19 protein-coding genes are annotated in these 22,229 nt (G+C 64.1%); 7 read left to right on the top strand and 12 right to left on the bottom strand.

Going from position 1 to position 22,229, the window contains the following annotated elements; all coding sequences use genetic code 11:
* Window positions 1–2 precede the first annotated feature (2 nt).
* Entirely contained in the window at window positions 3–1,253 is a 1,251-nt protein-coding gene (locus tag ACO07D_RS20755) for a cytochrome P450 (RefSeq protein ID WP_421704831.1), read from the bottom strand.
* An 84-nt stretch (window positions 1,254–1,337) separates the two neighbouring features.
* Between ACO07D_RS20755 and ACO07D_RS20760 the strand changes: the two genes are divergently transcribed.
* Entirely contained in the window at window positions 1,338–2,048 is a 711-nt protein-coding gene (locus tag ACO07D_RS20760; RefSeq protein WP_421704832.1) for a type 1 glutamine amidotransferase, read from the top strand.
* 84 nt (window positions 2,049–2,132) lie between these two features.
* Here ACO07D_RS20760 and ACO07D_RS20765 read toward each other — a convergent pair whose 3' ends face one another.
* The 4 genes from ACO07D_RS20765 to ACO07D_RS20780 all read right to left on the bottom strand — a co-directional run bounded on the left by ACO07D_RS20765 (window position 2,133) and on the right by ACO07D_RS20780 (window position 6,025).
* Window positions 2,133–2,780 (bottom strand): GntR family transcriptional regulator, encoded by a 648-nt coding sequence (locus ACO07D_RS20765; RefSeq protein WP_421704833.1) that lies wholly within the window; start codon window positions 2,778–2,780, stop codon window positions 2,133–2,135.
* A gap of 93 nt (window positions 2,781–2,873) precedes the next feature.
* Complete coding sequence (locus ACO07D_RS20770) at window positions 2,874–4,145, bottom strand: ABC transporter permease subunit (protein WP_421704834.1); 1,272 nt, start codon at window positions 4,143–4,145, stop codon at window positions 2,874–2,876.
* A complete protein-coding gene (locus tag ACO07D_RS20775; RefSeq protein ID WP_421704835.1) occupies window positions 4,142–4,948 on the bottom strand; it encodes an ABC transporter ATP-binding protein in 807 nt (268 codons plus the stop codon). Before ACO07D_RS20775 ends, ACO07D_RS20770 begins: the two co-directional genes overlap by 4 nt.
* A gap of 87 nt (window positions 4,949–5,035) precedes the next feature.
* Entirely contained in the window at window positions 5,036–6,025 is a 990-nt protein-coding gene (locus ACO07D_RS20780) for an ABC transporter substrate-binding protein (protein ID WP_421704836.1), read from the bottom strand.
* Between the two features lie 348 nt (window positions 6,026–6,373).
* Here ACO07D_RS20780 and ACO07D_RS20785 point away from each other — a divergent pair, with 348 nt between their 5' ends.
* The 5 genes from ACO07D_RS20785 (at window position 6,374) to xsc (ending at window position 12,369) form a co-directional block, all read left to right on the top strand.
* Window positions 6,374–7,762 carry an aspartate aminotransferase family protein gene (locus tag ACO07D_RS20785; RefSeq protein WP_421704837.1) on the top strand — a complete coding sequence of 463 codons (1,389 nt, stop codon included), beginning with the start codon at window positions 6,374–6,376 and terminating at the stop codon, window positions 7,760–7,762.
* A 105-nt stretch (window positions 7,763–7,867) separates the two neighbouring features.
* Complete coding sequence (locus ACO07D_RS20790) at window positions 7,868–8,449, top strand: GNAT family N-acetyltransferase (protein ID WP_421704838.1); 582 nt, start codon at window positions 7,868–7,870, stop codon at window positions 8,447–8,449.
* 80 nt (window positions 8,450–8,529) lie between these two features.
* Entirely contained in the window at window positions 8,530–8,829 is a 300-nt protein-coding gene (locus ACO07D_RS20795) for a hypothetical protein (protein ID WP_421704839.1), read from the top strand.
* 43 nt (window positions 8,830–8,872) lie between these two features.
* Window positions 8,873–10,345, top strand: a complete 1,473-nt coding sequence (locus ACO07D_RS20800) for a PLP-dependent aminotransferase family protein (protein WP_421704840.1) — start codon at window positions 8,873–8,875, stop codon at window positions 10,343–10,345.
* Window positions 10,346–10,593: 248 nt separating this feature from the next.
* Window positions 10,594–12,369, top strand: a complete 1,776-nt coding sequence (gene xsc, locus ACO07D_RS20805) for a sulfoacetaldehyde acetyltransferase (RefSeq protein ID WP_421704841.1) — start codon at window positions 10,594–10,596, stop codon at window positions 12,367–12,369.
* Between the two features lie 77 nt (window positions 12,370–12,446).
* Here the strand turns inward: xsc and ACO07D_RS20810 are convergent, their stop codons facing one another.
* The 4 genes from ACO07D_RS20810 to ACO07D_RS20825 are packed head-to-tail and all read right to left on the bottom strand — an operon-like array spanning window position 12,447 to window position 15,351.
* Window positions 12,447–13,304 carry a phosphate acyltransferase gene (locus tag ACO07D_RS20810; protein WP_421704842.1) on the bottom strand — a complete coding sequence of 286 codons (858 nt, stop codon included), beginning with the start codon at window positions 13,302–13,304 and terminating at the stop codon, window positions 12,447–12,449.
* Between the two features lie 31 nt (window positions 13,305–13,335).
* Window positions 13,336–14,118, bottom strand: coding sequence for a metal ABC transporter permease (locus tag ACO07D_RS20815; RefSeq protein WP_421704843.1), 783 nt, complete (start codon window positions 14,116–14,118; stop codon window positions 13,336–13,338).
* On the bottom strand, window positions 14,111–14,869 hold the full coding sequence (locus ACO07D_RS20820) for an ATP-binding cassette domain-containing protein (RefSeq protein WP_421704844.1): 759 nt from the start codon (window positions 14,867–14,869) through the stop codon (window positions 14,111–14,113). The genes ACO07D_RS20815 and ACO07D_RS20820 overlap by 8 nt, the downstream gene beginning before the upstream one ends.
* Window positions 14,866–15,351: a Fur family transcriptional regulator gene (locus ACO07D_RS20825; protein WP_421704845.1), complete on the bottom strand. Its 486-nt coding sequence runs from the start codon at window positions 15,349–15,351 to the stop codon at window positions 14,866–14,868. Before ACO07D_RS20825 ends, ACO07D_RS20820 begins: the two co-directional genes overlap by 4 nt.
* A gap of 67 nt (window positions 15,352–15,418) precedes the next feature.
* Here ACO07D_RS20825 and ACO07D_RS20830 point away from each other — a divergent pair, with 67 nt between their 5' ends.
* Window positions 15,419–16,486, top strand: a complete 1,068-nt coding sequence (locus ACO07D_RS20830; RefSeq protein WP_421704846.1) for a metal ABC transporter solute-binding protein, Zn/Mn family — start codon at window positions 15,419–15,421, stop codon at window positions 16,484–16,486.
* A gap of 143 nt (window positions 16,487–16,629) precedes the next feature.
* Here the strand turns inward: ACO07D_RS20830 and ACO07D_RS20835 are convergent, their stop codons facing one another.
* From ACO07D_RS20835 to ACO07D_RS20845, 3 genes are all read right to left on the bottom strand, one after another.
* A complete protein-coding gene (locus ACO07D_RS20835; protein WP_421704847.1) occupies window positions 16,630–19,767 on the bottom strand; it encodes a methyl-accepting chemotaxis protein in 3,138 nt (1,045 codons plus the stop codon).
* Between the two features lie 150 nt (window positions 19,768–19,917).
* Window positions 19,918–20,973, bottom strand: a complete 1,056-nt coding sequence (locus ACO07D_RS20840) for an ABC transporter ATP-binding protein (RefSeq protein ID WP_421704848.1) — start codon at window positions 20,971–20,973, stop codon at window positions 19,918–19,920.
* Complete coding sequence (locus ACO07D_RS20845) at window positions 20,973–22,229, bottom strand: MGH1-like glycoside hydrolase domain-containing protein (RefSeq protein WP_421704849.1); 1,257 nt, start codon at window positions 22,227–22,229, stop codon at window positions 20,973–20,975. The genes ACO07D_RS20840 and ACO07D_RS20845 overlap by 1 nt, the downstream gene beginning before the upstream one ends.

Here is a 22,229-nt window from a genome sequence, read left to right on the forward strand (position 1 = left end):
CGTCACGCCATGCGGACCGGCAAGCTCTTGATCCCGCCCACGAAATTCGAGCGCAGGAATGCGTGATCCCCCGTGGGTTCGATCACAGTGACACGTTTTGCGATTTCCTCAAACAGCACGCGCACTTCCAGCCGTGCCAGATGCATGCCCAGACAGACGTGCGGGCCGCCCTGGCCGAAAGACATGTGCTTGTTCGGGCTGCGGGCGAAATCGACGCGGAACGGATCGGCGAAGATGCGTTCGTCGCGGTTGGCCGAAGCCCACCAGAGCAGCACCTTGTCGCCCTCGCGAATGGTCTTGCCGTGCATTTCATGATCCCGCGTCGCAGTTCGGCGGAAATAGAGCGCAGGCGTGGCCCAGCGAATAACCTCATCCGCCATCGTGTCCCAGACCTCGCCCGACTTCAGCTGGCCCAGCAGCTCCGGCTGATGCGCCATGGCCTGAAGCCCGCCGGCGATGGAATAGCGCGTGGTGTCATTGCCCGCGGCCACCAACAGGCAGAAGAAATTGCGGAACTCATGCTCCGGCATGACATTACCGTCGCGGTCAGGCTGCAGGATCATGTGCAGCACGCCGTCCGTGTCGCCCTTGCGGTTCTTCTCCGCCAGCAGACGCTTGGCATAGTCGAAGAGCTCGGCGCCGGCGGGGCTGTTGAAGGGCATCATGCGGTATTCATCGGTCTGCATCTTGTCCAAGACGTGATCGGTGAAATCCGGGTCCGTGTTGGCGATCAACGCATCGCCCTTTTCGACCAGCCAGGGCAGGTCTTCCTCTGGCGTGCCGATGATACGTCCCAGCATCATCATCGGCAGCTGGCGGGCGATTTCCTTGGTGGCGTCAAAGCTGCCCATCTCCAGCGCCTTGTCCAGGATCGGGTGGCAAAGCTCGCGGATCTGATCTTCGAACCCGGCCACGACGGGACGCGAGAACGCCTTGCCCACCCGCATCCGGGTCTTCATGTGTTCGGGCGGATCGGTTTCCTGAAAGGTGCGCCGCGCCAGGTATTCCTCGTAGGTTTGATCCTCCATGCGGATGCCACGGGCCGAGGACATGAGCTGATAGTTCACATTCAGCGCCGCGATATCCTCATGACGCACCACGTTCCAGAAGCCCTCGCCATCGGGCCAGTCGGTCCAGCTCAGCGGGTCCTCATCCCGCAGGCGCTTGAAGGTGTTGTGCGGCGCACCGCGCGCAAACACATCGTGGTCGTACAGATTTTCATGCCCACTGTCGGTTGGGGTCCAGACCGTCATGCGCGCCTCCCTGATATTTTGTGTATTGTTTGCGCGTTCAAAAATATATTATATAACATGTTAAACAAGTAAAGGGGAAATCTGATGCACCTTGCGATCCTCATGTCCAATACGGATGAAAGCGAATTTGCCCAGCAACATCCGAAGGATGGCGAGAAATGGCAGGCGCTGCTGGCGCCCCTGATGCCGGATGCGGAGTTCACGGTCTATTCGGTAAAGGATGGCGAATTCCCCACGGACGAATCGATTTATGATGGCTGGATCATTACCGGCAGCCCGGCCTCGGTGCATGATGTGGACCCCTGGCTGGAGGCACTCTTTGCCCTGATCCGCCGCATTGTCGCGCGCGGCACGCCGCTGTTCGGCGCCTGTTTCGGGCATCAGGCCATTGCCATGGCCCTGGGCGGGCATGTGGCGCAGAACCCGGGGGGCTGGGTCTTCGGCACAACAGAGACCGAGGTGACCTCGCAGGTTTGCGAACTGGCCCCTTGGATGACCCCGGGCCCGATCCGCCAATATGCGGCCCACATCGAACAGGTGGTGGACCTGCCCAAGGACGCGCAGGTGGTGATGGCAAACGCCGACTGCCCTGTGGGTGGTTTCGTGATCGGCAGCCGTGTGTTTACCACGCAATATCATCCCGAGATGACCCACCACTTCATCGGCGCGCTGATCGAAGAACTGGCGGATCAGAAGCCGGCCGAGGTGATTGACACCGCCCGCGCCTCCCTGGACCAGACCGCCGAGAACGGGCGCTTCGGCCGTTGGATCGTGGCGTTTCTGCGCAGCGCCTGACCGGCCTGGTGCGGCGGGGTGGGATGCCACAACGCTAACCACGACCGCCTCCCCAACCAGGGTGGGAGCCGCGCCGGGCCGCCCCTACATCGCCGCCAACAGATCCATCACGGTGACTCTGTCGAATTGTACGTGGCGCGCCATGTAATTCTCCGCCGCCGCGGCTTGGCGTGAGGTGATCAGCCGCGCCAGCTCCCGATGCTCACGCGCCGATTCCGCCACCGCCCCCGGGTAGCGATAGCGCGCGCGGTAATACGCCAGCAGCTTGCGCGCGTTCATCTTGATCATGTCCAGCAGGAACGGGTTGCCCGAGGCCTCCGCAACCACTTTGTGAAAATGCAGGTTCAGCTGGTAATAGCCGTCCGGATCCGCGTCCCCCACATCGGCGGCGTGGCGTTCGCAGGCGGTGACGATCTCTTCCAGCCGCTCCGCATCGCGCGGCGACATGCGGCGCGCGGCCAGCGCGGCGGCCTGGCCTTCCAGCTTTGCGTGTACTTCGAGGATCGCCAGGAACTCTTCCAGGGTCGGCTTGAACAGGGTTGCCCCCTTGCGCGGCTGACGTTCGACCAGGCCCATCGCCTCCAGCCTGAGCAGCGCCTCGCGCAGTGGCGTGCGCGAGATCGCATAGCGCTCCATCAGCGCGCCCTCGTCGATCGCGTCGCCCGGGTTCAGCTCGCCCTTGTCGATGCCCTCGAGAATGGTGTTGAGTATGGTGTCCGTCTGCCCTGCCATGAGGTCAGATAACCCGCACGGCCGTATCCGGGCAAGAGAGAACCCGGGCGCAAGGGCCCGGGTTCCTGTCGTTTTCCCGATAGCTGATCCGCGTTAGTGCTTGCCCTTCCAGGGCACAAGCCAGTTCTCGGCCTTGCGCATCAGGATGTCGATGCCGTAACCGATGATACCGATCAGGATGATGCCCATGATCACGATATCGGTCAGCTGGAAGCGGCTGGCGACCATGATCATCATGCCCGCGCCCTTCTCGGCGGCGACCAGTTCGGCAGCCACGACCGTGCCCCAACAGACCCCCATGGCGACACGCGCGCCGGTAAAGATCTCGGGCAGGGAGTTCGGCACAATCACGTGGCGCATCAGCTGGAACCTGGAGGCCCCCAACGAATAGGCCGCATGCACCTTGGTGATGTTCACCCCGGACACCCCGGCCCGCGCTGCGATCGTCATGATCCACAAGGCAGCCAGGAACAACAGGATGATCTTGCCAGCCTCACCGATGCCCGCCCAGATGATCACCAGCGGGATCAGGGCCAGCGGCGGCACCGGGCGCATGAACTCGACAATCGGGTCGAACCAGCCGCGGAACCAGTCGCTGAGGCCCATGGCGTAGCCCAGCGGAATGCCCACCAGGGCGCCAAAGAAGAAGCCGACGATAACACGCATCAGCGAGTAACCCAGGTGCTCCCATAGGGTGAAGTTCTGATAGCCTTCCGAAGCCACGTTGATGGTTCGCGCCACCACGGCTTCGGGGCTGGGCAGCCAGATCGGCTCCATCTGCCAGCCGGTGGTCGGCGCGAAGGAGAGCGTGCCTTTGGGCGTCATCGACACGGTGCCATCGGCCACGCGCACCTCACCACCGGGTTCGATCGGCTGACCGTCAACGGCGGTGATGACCATGCCCTCGTCACGGCCCAGCTCGTCATTGCGGTCCACGCGGATCAGCCCCGAACGCCAGGCACCGATATTGGCGGCGTCATCCTTGGCGAAGCCGTCACCCGGCTCGGCGGTGATATCCTCAACCTCCTCGCCAACCTTGAAGACACGCACATTCACCGTGGCATCATCCGACTGCGAGCCATCCGACACCGTATAGGTAAAGGAGGTGTCGCCCACAAAGGGCCCCGGCGCGTGCAGCGGCACATAGGACGAGCCGGTAAAGGCGCCCCAGATCAGGTAGATGGTCACAACCGAGATGACGCTGGCCGCCCGGTTGGGACGCACCGCGCTTTCATCGCCGAAGGTCACGGTTTTCAACGAGGTGAAATCCGCCCGCGCGGTCATGCGGCTGACGATGAAGCGCACGACAAAGAAGGCACCGACGAAATTCGCGACGTAGATGACAAAGATCAGAAGCCCGCTCATGCCGCGTCCTCCGACCGACCCATGATTTCCTCTTCCATGTCCCAGATCATGCCCAGGATTTCTTCGCGTTTCTCGGCGAAATCCGGGTTCTTCTTCACTTCACGCAGGTCCATGTCCACGCCCATGTCGGCAAACGGCAGGTTGTATTCCTTGTGAATGCGGCCGGGGCGCGGCGCCATGACCAGCAGGCGTTCGCCCAGCAACAGTGCCTCTTCGACCGAGTGGGTGATCAGGATGATGGTCTTGCCGGTCTCTTTCCACAGCTTCAGCACCAGGCCCTGCATCTTTTCGCGGGTCAGCGCGTCCAGCGCGCCCAGCGGTTCGTCCATCAGGATCACGTCCGGGTCATTGGCCAGGCAGCGGGCCAGGGCCACGCGCTGTTGCATGCCGCCGGACAGTTCGTAAACGCTCTTTTCCTTGAAATCGCCCAGGCCGGTGACATCCAATAGGTGGTCGACATGCTCGCCCCACTCCGCCTCGCGTTGGCCGCGCATGCGCGGGCCGAAACTGACGTTTTCGCGCACCGACATCCATTCGAACAGGGCACCCTGCTGGAACACCATGCCGCGTTCCGCGTCCGGTCCGGTCACCAGGTGACCGTTCAGTTCAATCTGCCCTTCGGTCGGGGCCAAGAAGCCCGCCACGATGTTCAGAAGTGTTGTCTTGCCGCAGCCCGAGGGGCCCAGCACGCTCATAAGCTCGCCTGGTTTCAGGTCGAGAGAGACATCTTGCAGCGCCTGAACATGGCTGCCATTCGGCAGGTCGAAGCGCATGGAGATGCCCTGGATGGAAATCCCGCCCATGCGGTCCCTCCTTTTCAGGTTGTGAGTGGGTGCGTGAAGCCCGGCGGCAGGTCCATGCCCGCCGCCAAGCACCTTGAAATCAAGGTTTTACATGCCGCCGGCGGCTTTCAGCGGACCGGTGTTGACCGCAGCGTCATAGCTGTCCAACGCCGCGTCGATCGAGCCCGCATCGACGAAGATGTCGGCCACGCCCTTCATGAAAGCCTGCGCGCCACCGCCCAGCCAGCCTTCGCTCAGCTGTTCATCCACGGTGGGGAACTTGAACGTGTCGATGGTGGCGCGGGTCGCGTCCTCATCCATGCCCGCATCCTTGGCAATCACCGGCAGCATCTCGGCCTGGTTGGCCGCATCGGCCCACATGGCGTTGGCCTTGGCGGTGACTTCGAGGAAGGTGGCGATGGTTTCCGGGTTTTCAGCGACATAGCCGGCAGGCGCCGAAGTCACGTCGAAGACCAGGATACCGATCTCTTCCTTCTCGGCGCCGGTCAGCAGCACGTTGCCATGTTCCATCATGCGGCGCAGCGAGCCGCCCCAGCCACAGGCCATGTCAACCGCACCCTGGGCCAGCGCAGCGGCAGCTTCGGGCGGGTTCATGTTGACGATGTCCAGCGAACCGATGTCGACACCGAAGTGGTTCATCTGGCTCAGGAAACCATAGTGCGCCGCAGTGCCCAGCGGCACGGCGACCTTGCGACCGGCCAGTTCGCCCGCGCTGTCCTTGTCGATCTCCAGCGCTTCGGCCACGACGCAGTTGTCGTTCTCCGAATAGCTGACCGCAACGTCGATGATCTGCAGGTCCTGACCGCCGGAGGCCGCGACCACGAAGGGCGGAACGCCCTGGCTGACGGCAATCTGCACGTCGCCCGACGCCATGGCGGCGGACATTTCGGTGCCCGACCCGAAGGCGCGCCAGGTCACGGTGCCGCCCAAAGCCTCGTCATACATGCCGGTGGCCTTGGCATATTGGAAGGGCATCGGCCATTCCAGGAAATAGGCCACGGTAATGTCCTCGGCCATCGCTGCCTGGCCGACCAGCACCATTGCCGCCGCGCCCAGAAGTTTGTTCTTGATCGTCATGTGGTTCTCCCGTGTTGAAAGAGTTGGAGCGGTATCGCCCCGCCGGGTGGCCCCGGTCTGTGTTCCAAAGCGTAGGCCAAGGTGGTCGTATATCAACGGTTTTTTGTCTCTCTATGCAACCTCTCGGCGGGGTCTGGCACCTGCCATTGCACAAAACAAATCCGCTTTTTCCCTTTAATTTGGCGCATTTGCAAACGACACGATGCAAATTGCGTTGAAAATAACTGTCAAAGCTGGACCTAACCAAGAAAACGAACTGGCCCTATTTTCATGGACCCGATTCACCCTCTAAATATGATCAGAAAAGTGCGCCCTGCGACAGCCGGGCCCCAACGGATGGAGAGAGCCATGGACGGCAACCCGAATGATCTGAGCCACGTCGTCGAGGCCGACAAGGCCCATGTGTGGCACCACCTGACCCAGCACAAGCCGTTTGAAACCGGCGACCCGCGCGTCATTGTCGAAGGCCGCGGCATGCGCGTGTGGGACCAGAATGGCAAGGAATATATCGACGCGGTGTCCGGCGGTGTCTGGACCGTGAACGTCGGCTATGGCCGCACCGAGATCGCCGATGCGGTACGCGACCAGTTGGTTAAACTGCCCTATTTCGCGGGCTCGGCCGGGTCGATCCCCGGCGCGCTGTTTGCCGAGAAGCTGATCTCGAAAATGCCCGGGATGAAGCGGGTTTATCAGACCAACTCGGGGTCCGAAGCGAACGAGAAGGCCTTCAAGATGGTGCGCCAGATCGCGCACAAGCGCTATGGCGGCAAGAAGCACAAGATCCTCTATCGCGAGCGCGACTACCACGGCTCCACGCTGGCGGCGATGTCGGCCGGTGGCCAGGATGAACGCAACGTGCAATACGGCCCCTTCGCCCCCGGCTTCGTGCGCGTGCCCCACTGCATGGAATACCGCGCCCAGGCTGACTGGGACGCAAGCCAGGGCAGCTACGGCGTCTGGGCCGCGAACCAGATCGAAGAGGTCATCCTGCGCGAAGGCGCCGACACGATCGGCGCGCTCTGCCTGGAACCGGTGACCGCCGGCGGCGGCGTGATCGAAGCGCCGGAAGGCTACTGGCCGCGCGTGCAGGAAATCTGCCGCAAGTATGACATCCTCCTGCACATCGACGAGGTCGTCTGCGGCGTCGGGCGCACCGGCACCGAATGGTTTGGCTACCAGCACTATGGCATCGAGCCAGACTTCGTCACCATGGCGAAGGGCGTGGCCTCGGGCTATGCCGCCATTGCCTGCTGCGTGACCTCGGAACGGGTGTTCGAGATGTTCAAGGACGATGTCTCCGATCCGCTGAACTACTTCCGCGACATCTCCACCTTCGGGGGCTGCACCGCCGGTCCGGCCGCGGCCCTGGTCAACATGCAGATCATTGAAAACGAAGGACTTCTGGAGAACACCACTGTCATGGGGGATCGCATGAAGGCGAACCTCAAGGCGTTGATGGACAAGCACGAAGTCATCGGTGACGTGCGCGGCAAGGGCCTGTTCCTGGGCGCCGAACTCGTGTCGGACCGCGACACCAAGACCCCGGTGGCCGAAGCGCTGGTCGGCCAGGTCGTCGCCGATTGCGGCGCGCAGGGCGTGATCATCGGGGCGACCAACCGGTCCGTGCCGGGCTTCAACAACACGCTCTGCTTCAGCCCCGCGCTGATCGCCAGTGCCGATGACGTGGACGCGATCTGTGACTCTGTGGACCGGGCACTGACCAAGGTCTTTGGCTAAGCGCCCTCGGGTTTCGGCCCGATTGGACTGCAAAAATTTGCAAAAGGCGGACCTTCCCCGGGTCCGCCTTTTGTCGTCTCTAGGGGCAGACAAAGGAGACAAGATATGTGGCCCGCCCCCGTGACCCTGACCGGCAAACACGTGACCCTGACGCCACTGAGCCAGGACCACCGCAGCGATCTGGAAGAGGCCGTGCACGACGGTGATCTGCACCGGCTCTGGTACACCACCGTGCCCGCGCCTGACGCTGTCGGGGCCGAGATCGAACGGCGTCTATCGCTGCCGGACATGCTGCCCTTCGCCGTGCTGACGCCGGACGGCAAGGCCGTTGGCATGACCACCTACATGAACATCGACGCCACCAACCGGCGGGTCGAGATCGGCTCGACCTGGTACCGGAAGGCCGTGCAGCGCGGGCCGCTCAACACCGAGGCGAAACTGCTGCTGCTCACCCATGCCTTCGACGAGTTGGACTGCATCGCGGTCGAGTTCCGCACCCATTTCCTGAACCACCAATCCCGCCGCGCCATCGAACGGTTGGGCGCCAAGCTGGACGGGGTGCTGCGCAACCATATTACCATGGAAAACGGGACCTTACGCGACACGGCGGTCTATTCCATCCTGCCCACCGAATGGCCCGCCGTAAAGGCGAACCTGACTTGGCAACTGGCAAAACCCCGCGACTGACGCAGGCGTGATCGGGCATGGGACTCGACAAATTTGGTTAATGTTCTATATTTGTTCCACACCTTTACGGAGGAGAACAAATGCCGACTGCCCAGTCCCAACTGCCGCCGACCCCGAAACAGACCGACTATGCCCGCGCCATCGCCGCGCGGCTGGGCGTGGTGATCCCGCCGGATGAGGCGGGCGACCGGCGGCGGCTGTCGGAATGGATCGACCGGCACAAATCGGCCCGCCCGCGTCGCGTCAGCCACGGCCCCGGCGCCACCTCGCGTCAGGTGGCCTATGCCGAACGCATTGCCCGGGCCAAGCGCCGCGCCATCCCGGACGAGTGCTTTCGCGACGCCGGCATGATGTCGCGCTGGATCGACTCGAACCGCTAAGACCAGATTGCGCCGCAGTTAAGTCCAGTATAGGCTGGCGCGCATGGCCGCCCCAGTAGAGACATTTTTCCTGGACCCAGACGCCCAGGGCACGCTGCAAGCGCAGATCCAGCAGATGATCGCCGAGGCGATCCTGTCGGGCCGCCTGCCCCGGGGCGAAAAACTGCCCTCAACGCGAAAACTAGCCGCACATCTGGGCGTCAGCCGGATCACCGTGACGCTGGCCTATACCGAGCTTCAGGCCAATGACTACCTGTCCTCGCGCGGGCGCAGCGGCTTCTATGTCTCTGATAATGCACCAGAACCCCCGGCCTTTAGTCCTCCGCGCAAGAAGAGCGAGGACAAGGTCGACTGGCACCGCGCCATCGGCGCGCGCTTTACCGACCGGGTCACACCGGACAAGCCGCAGGACTGGCGCCGCCACCGGTTTGCCTTCACCTATGGCCAATCCGACGCGACCCTGTTCGACCACAACTCCTGGCGGCTCTGCGCGCTGAAGGCGCTGGGGCAGAAGGACCATGCGGCCATGACGCGGGACTATTATGACCGCGATGACCCGGAACTGGTCGAATTCATCGCCCGCCACATCCTGCCAAGACGCGGAATTCAAGCCGCGCCAGAGGAGATTCTGGTGACCTTGGGGGCGCAGAACGCGCTGTGGTTGACGGCACAGATTCTGCTGACGCAGCGGCGCACGGCGGCGATCGAAGACCCCTGTTACCACACGTTGCATGACATTCTGAGCCAGAGCCGCTGCCATGTGACCCCGGTCGGCGTGGATGCCAACGGTCTGCCGCCCGAGGCGCTGCCGGATGAGACGGACGTCATTTTCACCACGCCCAGCCACCAATGCCCGACCACCTCGACCATGCCGCTGGACCGCCGCCAGGCGCTGCTGGCGCGCGCACGCGAGCTGGATGCGCTGATTGTCGAGGATGACTACGAGTTCGAAATGTCCTTCCTCGGCCCGCCTTCCCCGGCCTTGAAAAGCCTCGATCGCGAGGGGCGGGTGATCTATGTCGGCAGTTTCTCAAAATCGCTGTTCCCGGGACTGCGACTAGGCTATCTTGTTGGTTCTGAACCATTTATTCGTGAGGCACGTGCGCTGAGATCAACCATCCTGCGCCATGCGCCAGGGCTGATTCAGCGCACGGTGGCCTATTTCCTGTCGCTGGGACATTACGATGCGCTGATCCGGCGCATGGGCCAGGCCTACCACGAGAGGCGCAAGGTGATGGACGCGGCGATTGCCGACTGCGGACTACATGTTGCGGGCTCCGGCGCCTTTGGCGGGTCGAGTTTCTGGATGCGGGTACCGGGCCATGTGGACACCGAACAGCTGGCCGAGATGCTACGCGGCCAAAGCGTGCTGATCGAACCGGGCGCGCCCTTCTTTGCCGGTGTCGGGCGCCCGCGCAACTTCTATCGCCTCGCCTACAGCTCGATCCCGCCGGAGCGCATCCCGGAGGGGATTGCGCGAATCCGCGACGCGATCGGGGCCTTCCCGCGCATGTGAACCACCGACCAGAACGTTAAGAAGTTTAACGCGCCAGAGCCGCGTTGTTTAAACTTGTTAACGGCACCATGGCCCCAACTTTAAAATCGTTAAACATTTGCAAGTTGCAGGCCAAAATCTGCTTTTGGTCTTAAGTCGCCCCGACAACTGGCCCTATCTGAACCCCCTGCCAAAGCCTAAAACTGAAAGTCGATTTCCCCGGCCCTAACGGGGACCCCAAAACATGACTGCGACAGGGATACCGCCCCATGAAAATGACCACTGAAGAAGCCTTCGTGAAAGTCCTGCAGATGCACGGGATCGAGCATGCCTTCGGCATCATCGGTTCCGCCTTCATGCCGATCAGCGACATCTTTCCCAAGGCCGGCATTACCTTCTGGGACTGCGCCCACGAGGGCTCGGGCGGGATGATGGCCGACGGCTACACCCGTGCGACCGGCAAGATGTCGATGATGATCGCGCAGAACGGCCCGGGCATCACCAACTTTGTCACCGCCGTTAAGACCGCCTATTGGAACCACACGCCGCTGCTGCTGGTCACCCCGCAGGCCGCCAACAAGACCATCGGTCAGGGCGGCTTTCAGGAGATGGAGCAGATGCGCATGTTCTCGGACTGCGTCTGCTACCAGGAAGAGGTGCGCGACCCCGCCCGCATCCCCGAGGTGCTGAACCGCGTGATCATGCAGGCGAAACGCAACTCGGCGCCTGCGCAGATCAACCTGCCGCGCGACATGTTCACCCAGGTGATCGACGTGCCGCTGCCCGCCGTGGTCGACTTCGAACGCCCCGGTGGCGGCGCCGATGCGGTGGCCGAAGCCGCCAAACTGCTGTCCGAAGCCAAGAACCCGGTCATCCTGAACGGCGCAGGCGTGGTCATCGGCGGGGCGATCCCGGCCTCGATGGCGCTGGCGGAACGGCTGGATGCGCCGGTCTGCTGCGGCTATCAACACAATGACGCCTTCCCCGGCTCGCACCCGCTGTTCGCGGGGCCCCTGGGCTACAACGGCTCGAAAGCGGGCATGGAGCTGATCAGCCAGGCCGATGTGGTCCTGTGCCTGGGCACGCGCCTGAACCCGTTCTCGACCCTTCCCGGCTATGGCATGGATTACTGGCCCGCCGAGGCCAAGATCATTCAGGTCGACATCAACCCCGACCGCATCGGTCTGACCAAACCGGTCAGCGTGGGCATCGTCGGCGACGCCAAGAAAGTGGCGACCTCGATCCTGGAACAGCTGTCCGACACCGCCGGTGACGCCGGTCGCGACGAGCGCAAGGCGCGCATCGCCCAGACAAAATCCGCCTGGGCGCAGCAACTGGCCAGCATGGATCACGAGGATGACGACCCCGGCACCACCTGGAACGAGCGTGCCCGGGCCGACAAGCCCGAATGGATGTCGCCGCGCATGGCCTGGCGGGCGATCTCGGCAGCATTGCCGAAAGAGGCGATCATCTCGTCGGACATCGGCAACAACTGCGCGATCGGCAATGCCTATCCCAGCTTTGAAGCGGGCCGCAAATACCTGGCACCGGGCCTGTTCGGCCCCTGTGGCTATGGCCTGCCCTCGGTGATTGGCGCCAAGATCGGCTGCCCGGACACACCGGTCGTGGGCTTCTCGGGCGACGGCGCCTTCGGCATCGCGGTGACGGAACTGACCGCCATCGGGCGCGAGGAATGGCCGGCGATCACGCAGGTTGTTTTCCGCAACTACCAGTGGGGTGCGGAGAAGCGCAACTCGACGCTCTGGTATGACGACAACTTCGTCGGCACCGAGCTGGACCAGCAGGTCAGCTATGCAGGCATCGCCTCGGCCTGTGGACTGAAGGGCGTGATTGCACGCACCATGGACGAGCTGACGGATGCGCTGAACCAGGCGATCATCGACCAGAAAAACGGCATCACCACGCTGATCGAGGCGATGATCAACCAGGAACTGGGCGAACCCTTCCGTCGCGACGCGATGAAGAAACCGGTCGTGGTGGCGGGCATCGACGCCGCCGACATGCGCCCTCAGAAAGGCGCCTGAACCTCGCATGACCTCCCCGGCGGGCGTATCCCACGCGCCCGCCTTTGCGCCCTGGGGGCCCGCCCATTTTGGCGTCCCTACCCCGCTCCCAGGGCGATCGACACCACCGTGGCGGCGACGATGTCATCGACAGTCGCCCCACGGCTGAGGTCGCAGACGGGCCGTGCAAAGCCTTGCAGGATTGGCCCCAAGGCCTGCGCCCCGCCCAGCTCCTGCCCCAGTTTGTAAGCGATATTGCCCGCGTCGAGATCAGGAAAGATCAGCACGTTGGCGTCCCCCTTGCCCAAACCCTTGGCTGCGGCCACCCGCGGGCTCAACGCCGCATCCCCTTGAATTGGCCCGGTAAATCCGGTGAGTTGCGCGGCCTGGCGCACCTTCTCGACACTGTCGCCTGACCCGGAGGTGCCGGTGGAGAAGGACAGAAACGCGACCTCGGCCCGGCCCAAGAGCGCCCGGGCGGAGCGTTCGGAGGCACGGGCAATATCGGCCAGCTGCGCGGCGGTGGGGGAAACGTTGACGGCACAGTCGGCAAAGATCACCTCGCGCCCGTCCGGGAAGGTCATGAGGAAGAAGGACGAGGGCGTGGTCACCCCCTTGCCCATGCCAACGGCGATCGAGGCGGCCTCGATCACCCGGCGGGTGGAGGCAACGGCTCCGGCGACCAGCACCTCGGCATCGCCCGCCGCGACCATGGCGGCGGCGCGGATGAGCGGCTTTTTCAGCATGCGCATGGCCAGGGTTTCGCGCATCGGGCGGGACGCCATCAGCGCCTCAAGAAGGTGGCCCGAGGGTTCAGGCAGGGGCACCACGCGGGCCAGCCCCTCGGCGTCGAGCCGCCGGGCGGCCTCGGCAATGCGAGGGTCGTCCCTCTCCGGCAGAACAACGGTGGCCTGGCGGGCACGGGCGGTGGCAAAGGCGGTGTCAAGGGCGGTCATGGCGCCATGAAAGGCACCCGACGCCCGCCCGTCAAGTGCGCCGGAACAAAGTCGAGATGGCAAAGAGAACGCCGGCGGCAACGACGATCGAAGGGCCTGCGGGCGTGTCCATTTCCAGCGACATCCACAAGCCGGACAGCGCCGAAACCGCGCCGACCACGACCGCCATGACCGCCATGCGTTCCGGCGTCGGCGCCAGGCTGCGCGCGGCCGAGGCCGGGATGATCAGCATGGCGGCGATCAGCAGCGCGCCGACCACCTTGAGGGCCACGGCAACCACCACGGCGAGGCTGAGCGTCAGCACCAGCCCCTCGCGATCCGCACGAATGCCGGAGGCCGCCGCCAGATCCGGGCTGAGCGTCGCGGTCAACAGGCGCGACCAGCGCCAGGTGAGCAGCGCCAGCACCAGACCCGCCCCGCCCCAGATCACCGCAAGGTCCGTGCGGGTCACCGCAAGAATGTCACCAAACAGGAAGGCGGCCAGGTCGACCCGCACCCCGGGCACGAAGCTGATCGCCACCAGCCCGAGCGCCAGCGCCCCGTGGCTGAGCACCCCAAGCGCCGCATCCATCGAATGACCACGGGTGGACAGGAACCCCACCGCCAGCGCCATTGCCAGCGCAGTGAACAGCGTGCCCGCCGTCACCGGCACGGAAAAAAGCATCGCCAGGGCCACGCCCAGAATTGCCGCATGGGCGGTCGCATCGCCGAAATAGGCCATGCGGCGCCAGACCACGAAACTGCCAAGGGGGCCGGTGGCCAGCGCCAGGCCAACCCCGGCCAGGGCAGCGCGAACCAGGAAATCGTCAAGCATGGTCGCAGGCCTCTCCGTCTGCGTGGGCATGGTCATGTCCGTTGTCATGCCCGTGATCATGCTCGTGCTGGTACAGCGCCAGCGCACCACCGGTCCCATGGCCGAACAGCGCGCGATACTCGGGCGCCTCACGCACCACATGGGGCGTGCCTTCGCAGCAAACATGGCCGTTCAGACAGATGACCCGGTCCGAGGCCGCCATGACCACGTGCAGATCATGGCTGACCATCAACACCGCGCAGCCCGTATCCGCCCGGAGCCGCTCAATCAACTGATAGAAAGCGGCTTCGCCCGGTTGGTCCAGCCCCTGCGTGGGCTCGTCCAGCACCAGAATCTCGGGCTGGGTCAACAGCGCACGGGCCAGCAGCACGCGCTGGAACTGACCGCCGGACAGGGCAGTCAGCGACCGGCGCTCCAGCCCCTCGATACCAACATCGGCCATGACCTGGCGGCGTTCAGCCTCCGGATGACGGCCGGGCAATTGCAGGAACCGGTCGACGGACATCGGAAGGCTCGCGTCAATGGCCAATTTCTGCGGCACATAGCCCACGCGCAGCCCGGTCTGACGCACAACCCGGCCGGTGCTGGCGGGCAAGACGCCCAGGAGCAGGCGCAACAGGGTCGACTTGCCGGACCCGTTCGGGCCGACAATGGTCACGATCTCACCGGGGTGGATATGAAAATCCACACCCCGCAGAATCGGGCCTCCCCCCGGATCGAATCCGAGGTTCTCAGCTGAAATCAATGTCATGCAGCGTCCTTGCAGGCGGGGCACAGCCCCAGGGCTTCAACACTCAATCGCTCAATTTCGAACCCCATTGCAAGGGCGGCCTCATCGGCAGCGGCGCGAATCATGTCTCCGGGCGCTTCAGCCACACTGTCGCAGGCGCGGCAAATCAGGAAAGTCGGCGCGTGATTTTCGCCCGGATGGGCGCAGGCGGCAAAGGCGTTGAGGCGGCGGATACGATGCACCAGCCCGTGTTCAACCAGGAAATCCAGCGCCCGATAGGCGACCGGCGGCTGGTGGCCGAAACCTTCGGCGGACAAGCGTTCCAGCACGTCATAGGCGCCGAGCGCCCGGTGCCCTTCCAACAGGATTTCCAGCGTGCGCCGACGCACCGGTGTCAGGCGCGCGCCCTTCTCGGCACAGACCCGTTCGGCCTCGGCCAGGGCGTCGCGCGAGCAGGCGGTGTGGTCATGCGAATGGAACGCGTTTGTCTCTTGCCTCTTCATGAGCGTGATAATATAACATCACACTCGAAAGCACAAGCAGTCCAACCGGAAAAACGAGGACCCTCAGATGACAAAACGCGCCTTCAAGCTGGCCTTTCCGCTGGCTTTTCTGCCCCTGCCCCTGCTGGCCGACGCGCCCCGGGTCGTGACCGATATTGCGCCGGTTCACTCCCTTGTAGCGCAGGTGATGAAGGGCGTGGGCAGCCCCGAGCTTTTGACCGACCAGGGCACCAGCCCGCATCACATGCAGCTGCGCCCGAGCCAGGCGCGCAGCCTGGACAAGGCAGACCTTCTTGTTTGGATCGGGCCGGAGCTCACCCCCTGGCTTGAACGCGCGCTGGAAGGGCTGAGCCCGGAACACTCCATGCCGCTGCTGGACCTGCCCGCGACGCTGAACCGGAATTTCGACGGTGAGGCAGAGGCCCATGAAGATCATGGTGATCATGAAGACCATGGTGACCACGAGGATCATGGTGATCACGAAGACCACGGCGATCACGAGGACCATGCCGATCACGAGGATCACGGCGACCACGAGGACCATGGGGATCACGAGGACCATGGCGATCACGAGGAGCACGCAGGGCATGACGACCATGGGCACAGCCATGACGGGCTGGACCCGCATGCCTGGCTGGACCCGGAGAACGGCGTCATCTGGCTGACCGCCATTGCCGAAGAACTGGCAGAGATCGACCCGGACCATGCCGCGACTTATCGCGAGAACGCGGCGGCGGCGGCGGCGGCGCTGGAACACCAGCTGCATGAGCTTGAAGAACGCCTCGAATCCGCCGAATTCCCCGCTCTTGTCACCGCGCACGAGGCCTATGGCCATTTCGCCGCGCGGTTCCATGTCCCGCTGACCGGCCATGTCAGACTGAGCGATGCTGCCAGCCCGTCGGCTGCCCATGTTGCCGAACTGCACGCAACGCTGGAGCCGCTGGGCAAACTGTGCCTGTTTAGCGAACCGCAGCTCGACCAGAAAGCCACCGCGGCGATGCTGGACGGAATGGATGTCGTTCTGCTGGAACTGGACCCGCTGGGCAGCCATCAGGACTTGGGCGAGACACTGTATGGCAACATGCTGGAAGCCCTCGGCACATCTTTCCTGGACTGCGCCAACGCGGTGAAATGATGTACCCCCGGTGACCCTGTCACGAGAGAGGCGCCAAAATTCTTTTTTGGGGCCAGTGATCGACCCCGTGATCGACCCGGTGATCGACAAGGGCCGCGGTGATCCCACCGCGGCCCTTGTTCATTTTCGCCTGGCCGCCACCGTCAGAAGTCGTCCCACCCGTCGTCGGCGTCGTCTTCGATCTGGTCTTCGACCGGGGCCGAAGCGGCGGTGGCGGTTGCGGTTGCGGTGATTGCCTGGACCGGGGCCGGAGGTTGGGGCGCCGGGGCGGCCTCGGCCGGGTCGCGGCGGCTGGTGAAGGCGGCGGGCGTAACCACTTCGGCGCTGGCCTGTATGTCTTCGCCGGTGCGGAACCGCGCCATGGTCTGGGTCAGCGTTTCCGCCTCGCGGGTCAACGCATGGCTCGCGGCCGTGGTTTCCTCGAACATGGCCGCATTCTGCTGGGTCACCTGGTCCAGCTGGTTCACCGCCGCGTTGATCTCGGCCAGGCCGGAGCTCTGCTCGCGCGCCGACACGGCGATCTCCGACACGTTGCGGCTGATCTCGGTCACGCTGTCGACGATGCCCGCCAGGGCCGAACCGGCCTGGTCAACCAGCTCAACCCCGCGTTTCACATGGCCGCCGGAGGCCGAGATCAGCTCATTGATCTCGCGCGCCGCGTCCGAGCTGCGCTGCGCCAGCGCCCGCACCTCGGAGGCCACCACCGCAAAGCCGCGCCCGGCCTCGCCCGCGCGGGCCGCCTCGACCCCTGCGTTCAGCGCCAAGAGGTTGGTCTGGAAGGCAATGTCGTCGATCACGCCGGTGATCTTCGAGATCTGCTTGGACGAGCTTTCGATCTCGCCCATCGCGCCGACCGCCTCGCGCACCACCTCACCGGAAGCCTCGGCATTCTTGCGCGCCCCTTCCACCACCTCGTTGGCATGGGTCGCGCCATCGGCCGCCGAGCGCACCGAGCTGGTCAGCTCGTCCAGCGCCGAGGCGGTTTCCTCCAGCGTGGCGGCCTGTTTTTCGGTGCGGTGGGACAGGTCGTCGGCGGCGTTCGAGATCTCCGACGCCTCACCATTGATCAGGCCCGCGTTCTCGATCACCCCGCGCATCGCCCCCAGGAGCTTGTCGACCGCCTGGTTGAAATCGAGCCGCAACTGTTCGTAATCCGCTGAAAACGCATCATCAATCCGCGCGGTCAGATCGCCGTCCGACAGCTGCCCGAGCCCGACGCGCAGCGCGTCAACCACCTGGGTCTGCGCCGCCTCCATCTCGGCCCGCTGCGCCTCCGCCGCCTCAATCGCCCGCCGCGCCTCGGTCACATCATTGCCAAGAAGCACAATGCGCAGGGCCTTGCCGTGATTGTCCACCACCGGGGCAAAGCCCCCTTCGATGACGGCGATGCTGCCATCCGGGCGCGGCAGCTCGAACCGGCCATAGACCGATTGCCCGGCGGTCAGACGATCAAACACCGCACCGCGTTCGGCCGCCATTTCGTCATCGAAGCGGAACACCTCGGTGCCCTTGCGGCCCACCAGCGTATCCAGCCCCGCATGCATGGTCTGGCAGAACAGGTCATTGGCGTCGATCAATTCGCCCTGGAGCGAGAACTCGGCCTTGACCTGGTTGGCGTCAATCGAGGACAGAAGCGCCTGGTTCATGTAATCCTTCGACACGTCGAGCCATTCGACCACGAAGCCGATCTGATCACCCTTCTCGTCATCCACCGCAGTGATATCCAGCGACAGGCGCACGTCCCCCAGGGCGATATTGGCCTTGTAGGGCAGGTTCGCGGGATCGGCGAGGATCTCGCGCACCCGTTCGCGCAGACCGGTCGGGTGGAATTCGTCAATGCAGCGTCCAACCACGGTGGAACTGTCGAAATCGGGCACGACCGAGCGGAACTCGTCTTCGTATTTTTCGAGCAGCCCCTTCACCGTGTCATTCACATGCATGATGTCGAGGTCACTGTTCACCATCATGATCGCCGCGGATGACCCGGAGAAGGCCGCGCCGCGGAAACGGCTTTCAAACTGCACCTTTTCGGCCTCGATCAGCTTGTCACGGAAACGCGAGAGGGTATTGGCCATGCCACCGATCTCGTCCCCGCGACCGGTTGCCGGGATCTCGACCTCGAAGTTGTTGTTCGAGACCGCCTCCATCGTTTCGGTCAGCCGATCAAGCGGGCGCGACAGGCTGCGCGAGAACAGGAAGGCCAGGACGGACACGCCGAGGATGATCAGCAACCCGTCACGGATCAGGCCGCGCATGAGTTCGCTGGCATGGGCAAAGACCTCGGCCTGGTCCTGCTCGACCACGATGCCCCAGGTCTGACCGAAGACCTCGATCGGCTGATAGGCGACGATGACGGGATTGCCGCTGCGCCCGATGGCGTCCATCGTGCCGCTCTCCCCAGCGATGGCGCGCCTGGCGGCTTCGGTTCCGGCCTCAACCAGGCCGACCAGGACCTCGTCCGAGAAACGCGAGTTCGACCGCAGCAGCCCGTCGGGACCGACCAGATAGGCCTCGCCGGTTTCGCCCAGGCCGTTGGGCTGGTTGATCACAAGAGAGGCGGTTTCGGTGGGCAGCTGATAGGCCAGAACCCCGACACGTTTGCCCTGGCGATCCAGAAGCGGCGTGGCCAGGAAGCTGGCGGGCGCCATGTTGGACGGGCCGTAGGGCGCGAAATCCTCAAACGCGATGCCGTCTTCAGGCAGCTCGCTGGCCGCCCGATAGGCGCGTGCCAAGCCGCTGTCCTTCCATTCGCCGGTCAGCAGGTTGGTCGCATAATCGACCTCCTTGAAGACCGAATAGACCAGGTTGCCTTCGGTATCGAACAGAAAGACATCATAGTAGCCGTAGTTCTGCTGAAGCGCGCGAAACTCGGGATGGGCCTGGGCGTGCACGGTCGAATAGGTGCTGTCATCACCCGCCCAATCGAGGTTCTGTTTCTCCCCCACCGGGTTCGGGTTTTCGGTGATATAGAGCCTTTGCAGGGTCTCCATCTGTTCCTGGCCCATCACACGCCAGCCGCGCGAGAAGCTCGACGCCGCGCGCGCCGTGGCGGTACGCGAGGCGGCGACGCGCAGGTCGGCCTCGTTCTGGCGGAACTGTTCGGACAGGTTGTCGGCACGCCCGCTGCGGATCGTGGTCAGCAGGGTTTCGGCCTGTGTTCGCAGGGCCTGGCGTTCGGATTGATAGGACACGAAGCCCGACCCCCCGGCCGCCAGCGCGACCAGGAACACCATGAACACCGGCAATTTCACCGAAATCGGGAATTTGTTGAGAAAACGCATCAGGCATCTCCAGTTTGGCACAAGACCGATGGACGGAGGCCCGGCCTGCCGGATCCCGGCAAGCAATGGGAGTCAGATGACCCGTCCACCTAAATGGGTCAATTGCGCCGAAACTGGCAGCCACAAGTGAATTTTTCGTTTAGGCCCGGCCTATCCTTTAGGCAGGGCCTTGCCCTGTGCATCAAAGAAGTGACGCCGCCCCTCGTGAAAGCCCAGGCCAACCGGCTGGCCGGGACTGAGGTCGATATCGCCATGGGCGCGTACGGTGATTTGCCCGAGCAAGCCCGCGTCCACGATAACATAGCTGTCCGCGCCCAGATACTCGACCACGTCGATGGTGCCATCGCAGTGCCCCTCGCCGGGCGACAGCAGATCAATGTGTTCGGGGCGGATACCGATCTGCGTGGCCATGCCCGCGCGATCAAACGCACCGCTGCGCCCACCTTCGAGCTGGAACTGCCCGCCGGACGTGGCACAGGGCAGTACGTTCATCTTCGGGCTGCCAATGAACTGCGCGACGAAGAGGTTCGCCGGGTTCTCGTAAAGCTCGCGGGGGGTGCCGACCTGTGCGATCACGCCGAACTCCAGCACCACGATGCGGTCGGCCAGGGTCATCGCCTCGACCTGGTCATGGGTGACGTAGATCATGGTGGAATTGAGCCGCTGATGCAGCTTGGCGATCTCATAGCGCATTTCGACGCGCAGGGCGGCGTCGAGGTTCGACAGCGGCTCGTCGAACAGAAACGCCGTGGGGTCGCGCACGATAGAGCGGCCGATGGCGACGCGCTGACGTTGCCCGCCGGAAAGCGCCTTGGGGCGGCGGTCCAGATAGGGTTCGAGTTTCAGGACCTCGGCGGCCTTCATGACCTTCTGGTCGATCTCGGCCTTGGGTGCACCGGCGGTCTTCAGCGAAAACCCCATGTTGTCGCGCACGGACATGTGCGGATAAAGCGCGTAGCTTTGGAACACCATGGTCAGGCCGCGTTTCGAGGGCGGCTGGTCGGTGACGTCCCCACCGTCGATCAGGATCTGGCCGCACGAGGTCTCTTCCAGCCCGCCGATCATGCGCAGGAGGGTGGATTTGCCACAGCCCGACGGGCCGACGAAGACGACGAACTCGCCATCCTGGATTTCAAGGTCCACGCCCTTGATGACCTGCAACTCGCCGAACCATTTCTCGGCTGATTTCAACGTGATGGAGCCCATCAGGCACCCCCTTCTTTGCGGACCCAGGCAAGCCAGACGGCCGCGGTCCAGGTAAAGGTTCCCCCGCCAGCGGGCGTGCCGTCCAGCGGGTCGAAATATTCGGCAAAGCCGTTGTCGGCGATGGCGCGCGCGGTGTGGTCGCGCAGGCGGGCGGCGCGGGCGTCTTCGCCGGCCTCCTCCAGCCCCAGGCCGATGAGCGTGTTGACGATGGCCCAGGTCGGGCCGCGCCAGTAGCGTTGGCTGTCGAACTTGGGCGAGGATGGGTCATGGCTGGGCAACCCGTAGCGGCAGAGGTCCATGACCCGGTCGAACTGTGGTGCCATGCGGGTATCGTTCACGCCGCCATACCAGCACAGGAAGGAGGCGTTGGAGACGCAGCCGGACCAGGCGCCGGAGCGGGTGTCGCGGGCGTCGTAGCTGGCGATGCCGGGGTTCCAGAGGCTGGCGGCGCCTTCCTCGCCCCGGGTGATCCAGGTGTCGATCTCGGTCGGGTCTTCGCCCAGCAGCTCGGACATGGCCCGCAGGTCGCGATTGGCGCGCAGCAGGATGAAACTCATCGTCGGGTCAGCAACGCGGAAGGGGTTGATTTCCTTCAGCTTTACCTGATCCCAGCCGACGGATTTCCCCTGTTCCACCAGCCAGATATAGCGGTCGTAATCATACTTGGTCGGGCGCATGTGCGGGTCCACGTGCGAGGTGTCGCGGCGCACATAGGGCTGCACGCCGGTGGGGTCGATCGAGGCCATGGCGCCGTCCCAGTCGGGCGCATTGTCGCGACCGGCCTCCCAGGGGTGGGTAATGCAGATCGCACCGTGATCATCCGAGCGCCAGTCCATGAACCAGCGATGCCAAGCCTTGAGCTTGGGAAAGAGGACGCGGATATGGGTGAGGCCCCGTTCCGGATCAGCCTCGAAGATCTTGCGCGCAAAGGTGGCGGCGACCGGCGGCTGGGACACACCTGACGACGGCAGCGGGCCGGTGCCACCCCAGACGTCCGGGCCGGGGAAATAGCCCGGATCGGCCTGGTGAAACAGGATATGCGGCACCATGCCGTCCGCCCATTGGCCGGTAAAGAGCGTCTCCAGCTCGGCCCAGGCGCGGGGGATGTCGAAGCTCGCAAACCCCCAGGCGGCAAAGGCGCTGTCCCAGTTCCATTGATAGGGGTAGAGCCCCTCGGTGGGCACCGTATAGCCACCCCGATCATTGCCGCGCAGGATCGCGCGGGCCTCTTCATCGCGCATGGAGAAATCAGCCAT

It is taken from the genome of Aliiroseovarius sp., from assembly GCF_965228805.1.
Taxonomy (GTDB): Bacteria; Pseudomonadota; Alphaproteobacteria; order Rhodobacterales; family Rhodobacteraceae; genus JASBTN01.

Excerpts from the sequence above, each read along its gene's own strand:
- ACO07D_RS20825 (WP_421704845.1), bottom strand. The coding sequence starts at position 15,351 with ATGAAGAGGCAAGAGACAAACGCGTTCCATTCGCATGACCACACCGCC.
- ACO07D_RS20770 (WP_421704834.1), bottom strand. The coding sequence starts at position 4,145 with ATGAGCGGGCTTCTGATCTTTGTCATCTACGTCGCGAATTTCGTCGGT.
- ACO07D_RS20835 (WP_421704847.1), bottom strand. The coding sequence starts at position 19,767 with ATGCGTTTTCTCAACAAATTCCCGATTTCGGTGAAATTGCCGGTGTTC.
- ACO07D_RS20775 (WP_421704835.1), bottom strand. The coding sequence starts at position 4,948 with ATGGGCGGGATTTCCATCCAGGGCATCTCCATGCGCTTCGACCTGCCG.
- ACO07D_RS20845 (WP_421704849.1), bottom strand. The coding sequence starts at position 22,229 with ATGGCTGATTTCTCCATGCGCGATGAAGAGGCCCGCGCGATCCTGCGC.
- ACO07D_RS20795 (WP_421704839.1), top strand. The coding sequence starts at position 8,530 with ATGCCGACTGCCCAGTCCCAACTGCCGCCGACCCCGAAACAGACCGAC.
- ACO07D_RS20765 (WP_421704833.1), bottom strand. The coding sequence starts at position 2,780 with ATGGCAGGGCAGACGGACACCATACTCAACACCATTCTCGAGGGCATC.
- ACO07D_RS20840 (WP_421704848.1), bottom strand. The coding sequence starts at position 20,973 with ATGGGCTCCATCACGTTGAAATCAGCCGAGAAATGGTTCGGCGAGTTG.
- xsc (WP_421704841.1), top strand. The coding sequence starts at position 10,594 with ATGAAAATGACCACTGAAGAAGCCTTCGTGAAAGTCCTGCAGATGCAC.
- ACO07D_RS20785 (WP_421704837.1), top strand. The coding sequence starts at position 6,374 with ATGGACGGCAACCCGAATGATCTGAGCCACGTCGTCGAGGCCGACAAG.
- ACO07D_RS20815 (WP_421704843.1), bottom strand. The coding sequence starts at position 14,118 with ATGCTTGACGATTTCCTGGTTCGCGCTGCCCTGGCCGGGGTTGGCCTG.
- ACO07D_RS20790 (WP_421704838.1), top strand. The coding sequence starts at position 7,868 with ATGTGGCCCGCCCCCGTGACCCTGACCGGCAAACACGTGACCCTGACG.
- ACO07D_RS20820 (WP_421704844.1), bottom strand. The coding sequence starts at position 14,869 with ATGACATTGATTTCAGCTGAGAACCTCGGATTCGATCCGGGGGGAGGC.
- ACO07D_RS20830 (WP_421704846.1), top strand. The coding sequence starts at position 15,419 with ATGACAAAACGCGCCTTCAAGCTGGCCTTTCCGCTGGCTTTTCTGCCC.
- ACO07D_RS20760 (WP_421704832.1), top strand. The coding sequence starts at position 1,338 with ATGCACCTTGCGATCCTCATGTCCAATACGGATGAAAGCGAATTTGCC.
- ACO07D_RS20810 (WP_421704842.1), bottom strand. The coding sequence starts at position 13,304 with ATGACCGCCCTTGACACCGCCTTTGCCACCGCCCGTGCCCGCCAGGCC.
- ACO07D_RS20755 (WP_421704831.1), bottom strand. The coding sequence starts at position 1,253 with ATGACGGTCTGGACCCCAACCGACAGTGGGCATGAAAATCTGTACGAC.
- ACO07D_RS20780 (WP_421704836.1), bottom strand. The coding sequence starts at position 6,025 with ATGACGATCAAGAACAAACTTCTGGGCGCGGCGGCAATGGTGCTGGTC.
- ACO07D_RS20800 (WP_421704840.1), top strand. The coding sequence starts at position 8,873 with ATGGCCGCCCCAGTAGAGACATTTTTCCTGGACCCAGACGCCCAGGGC.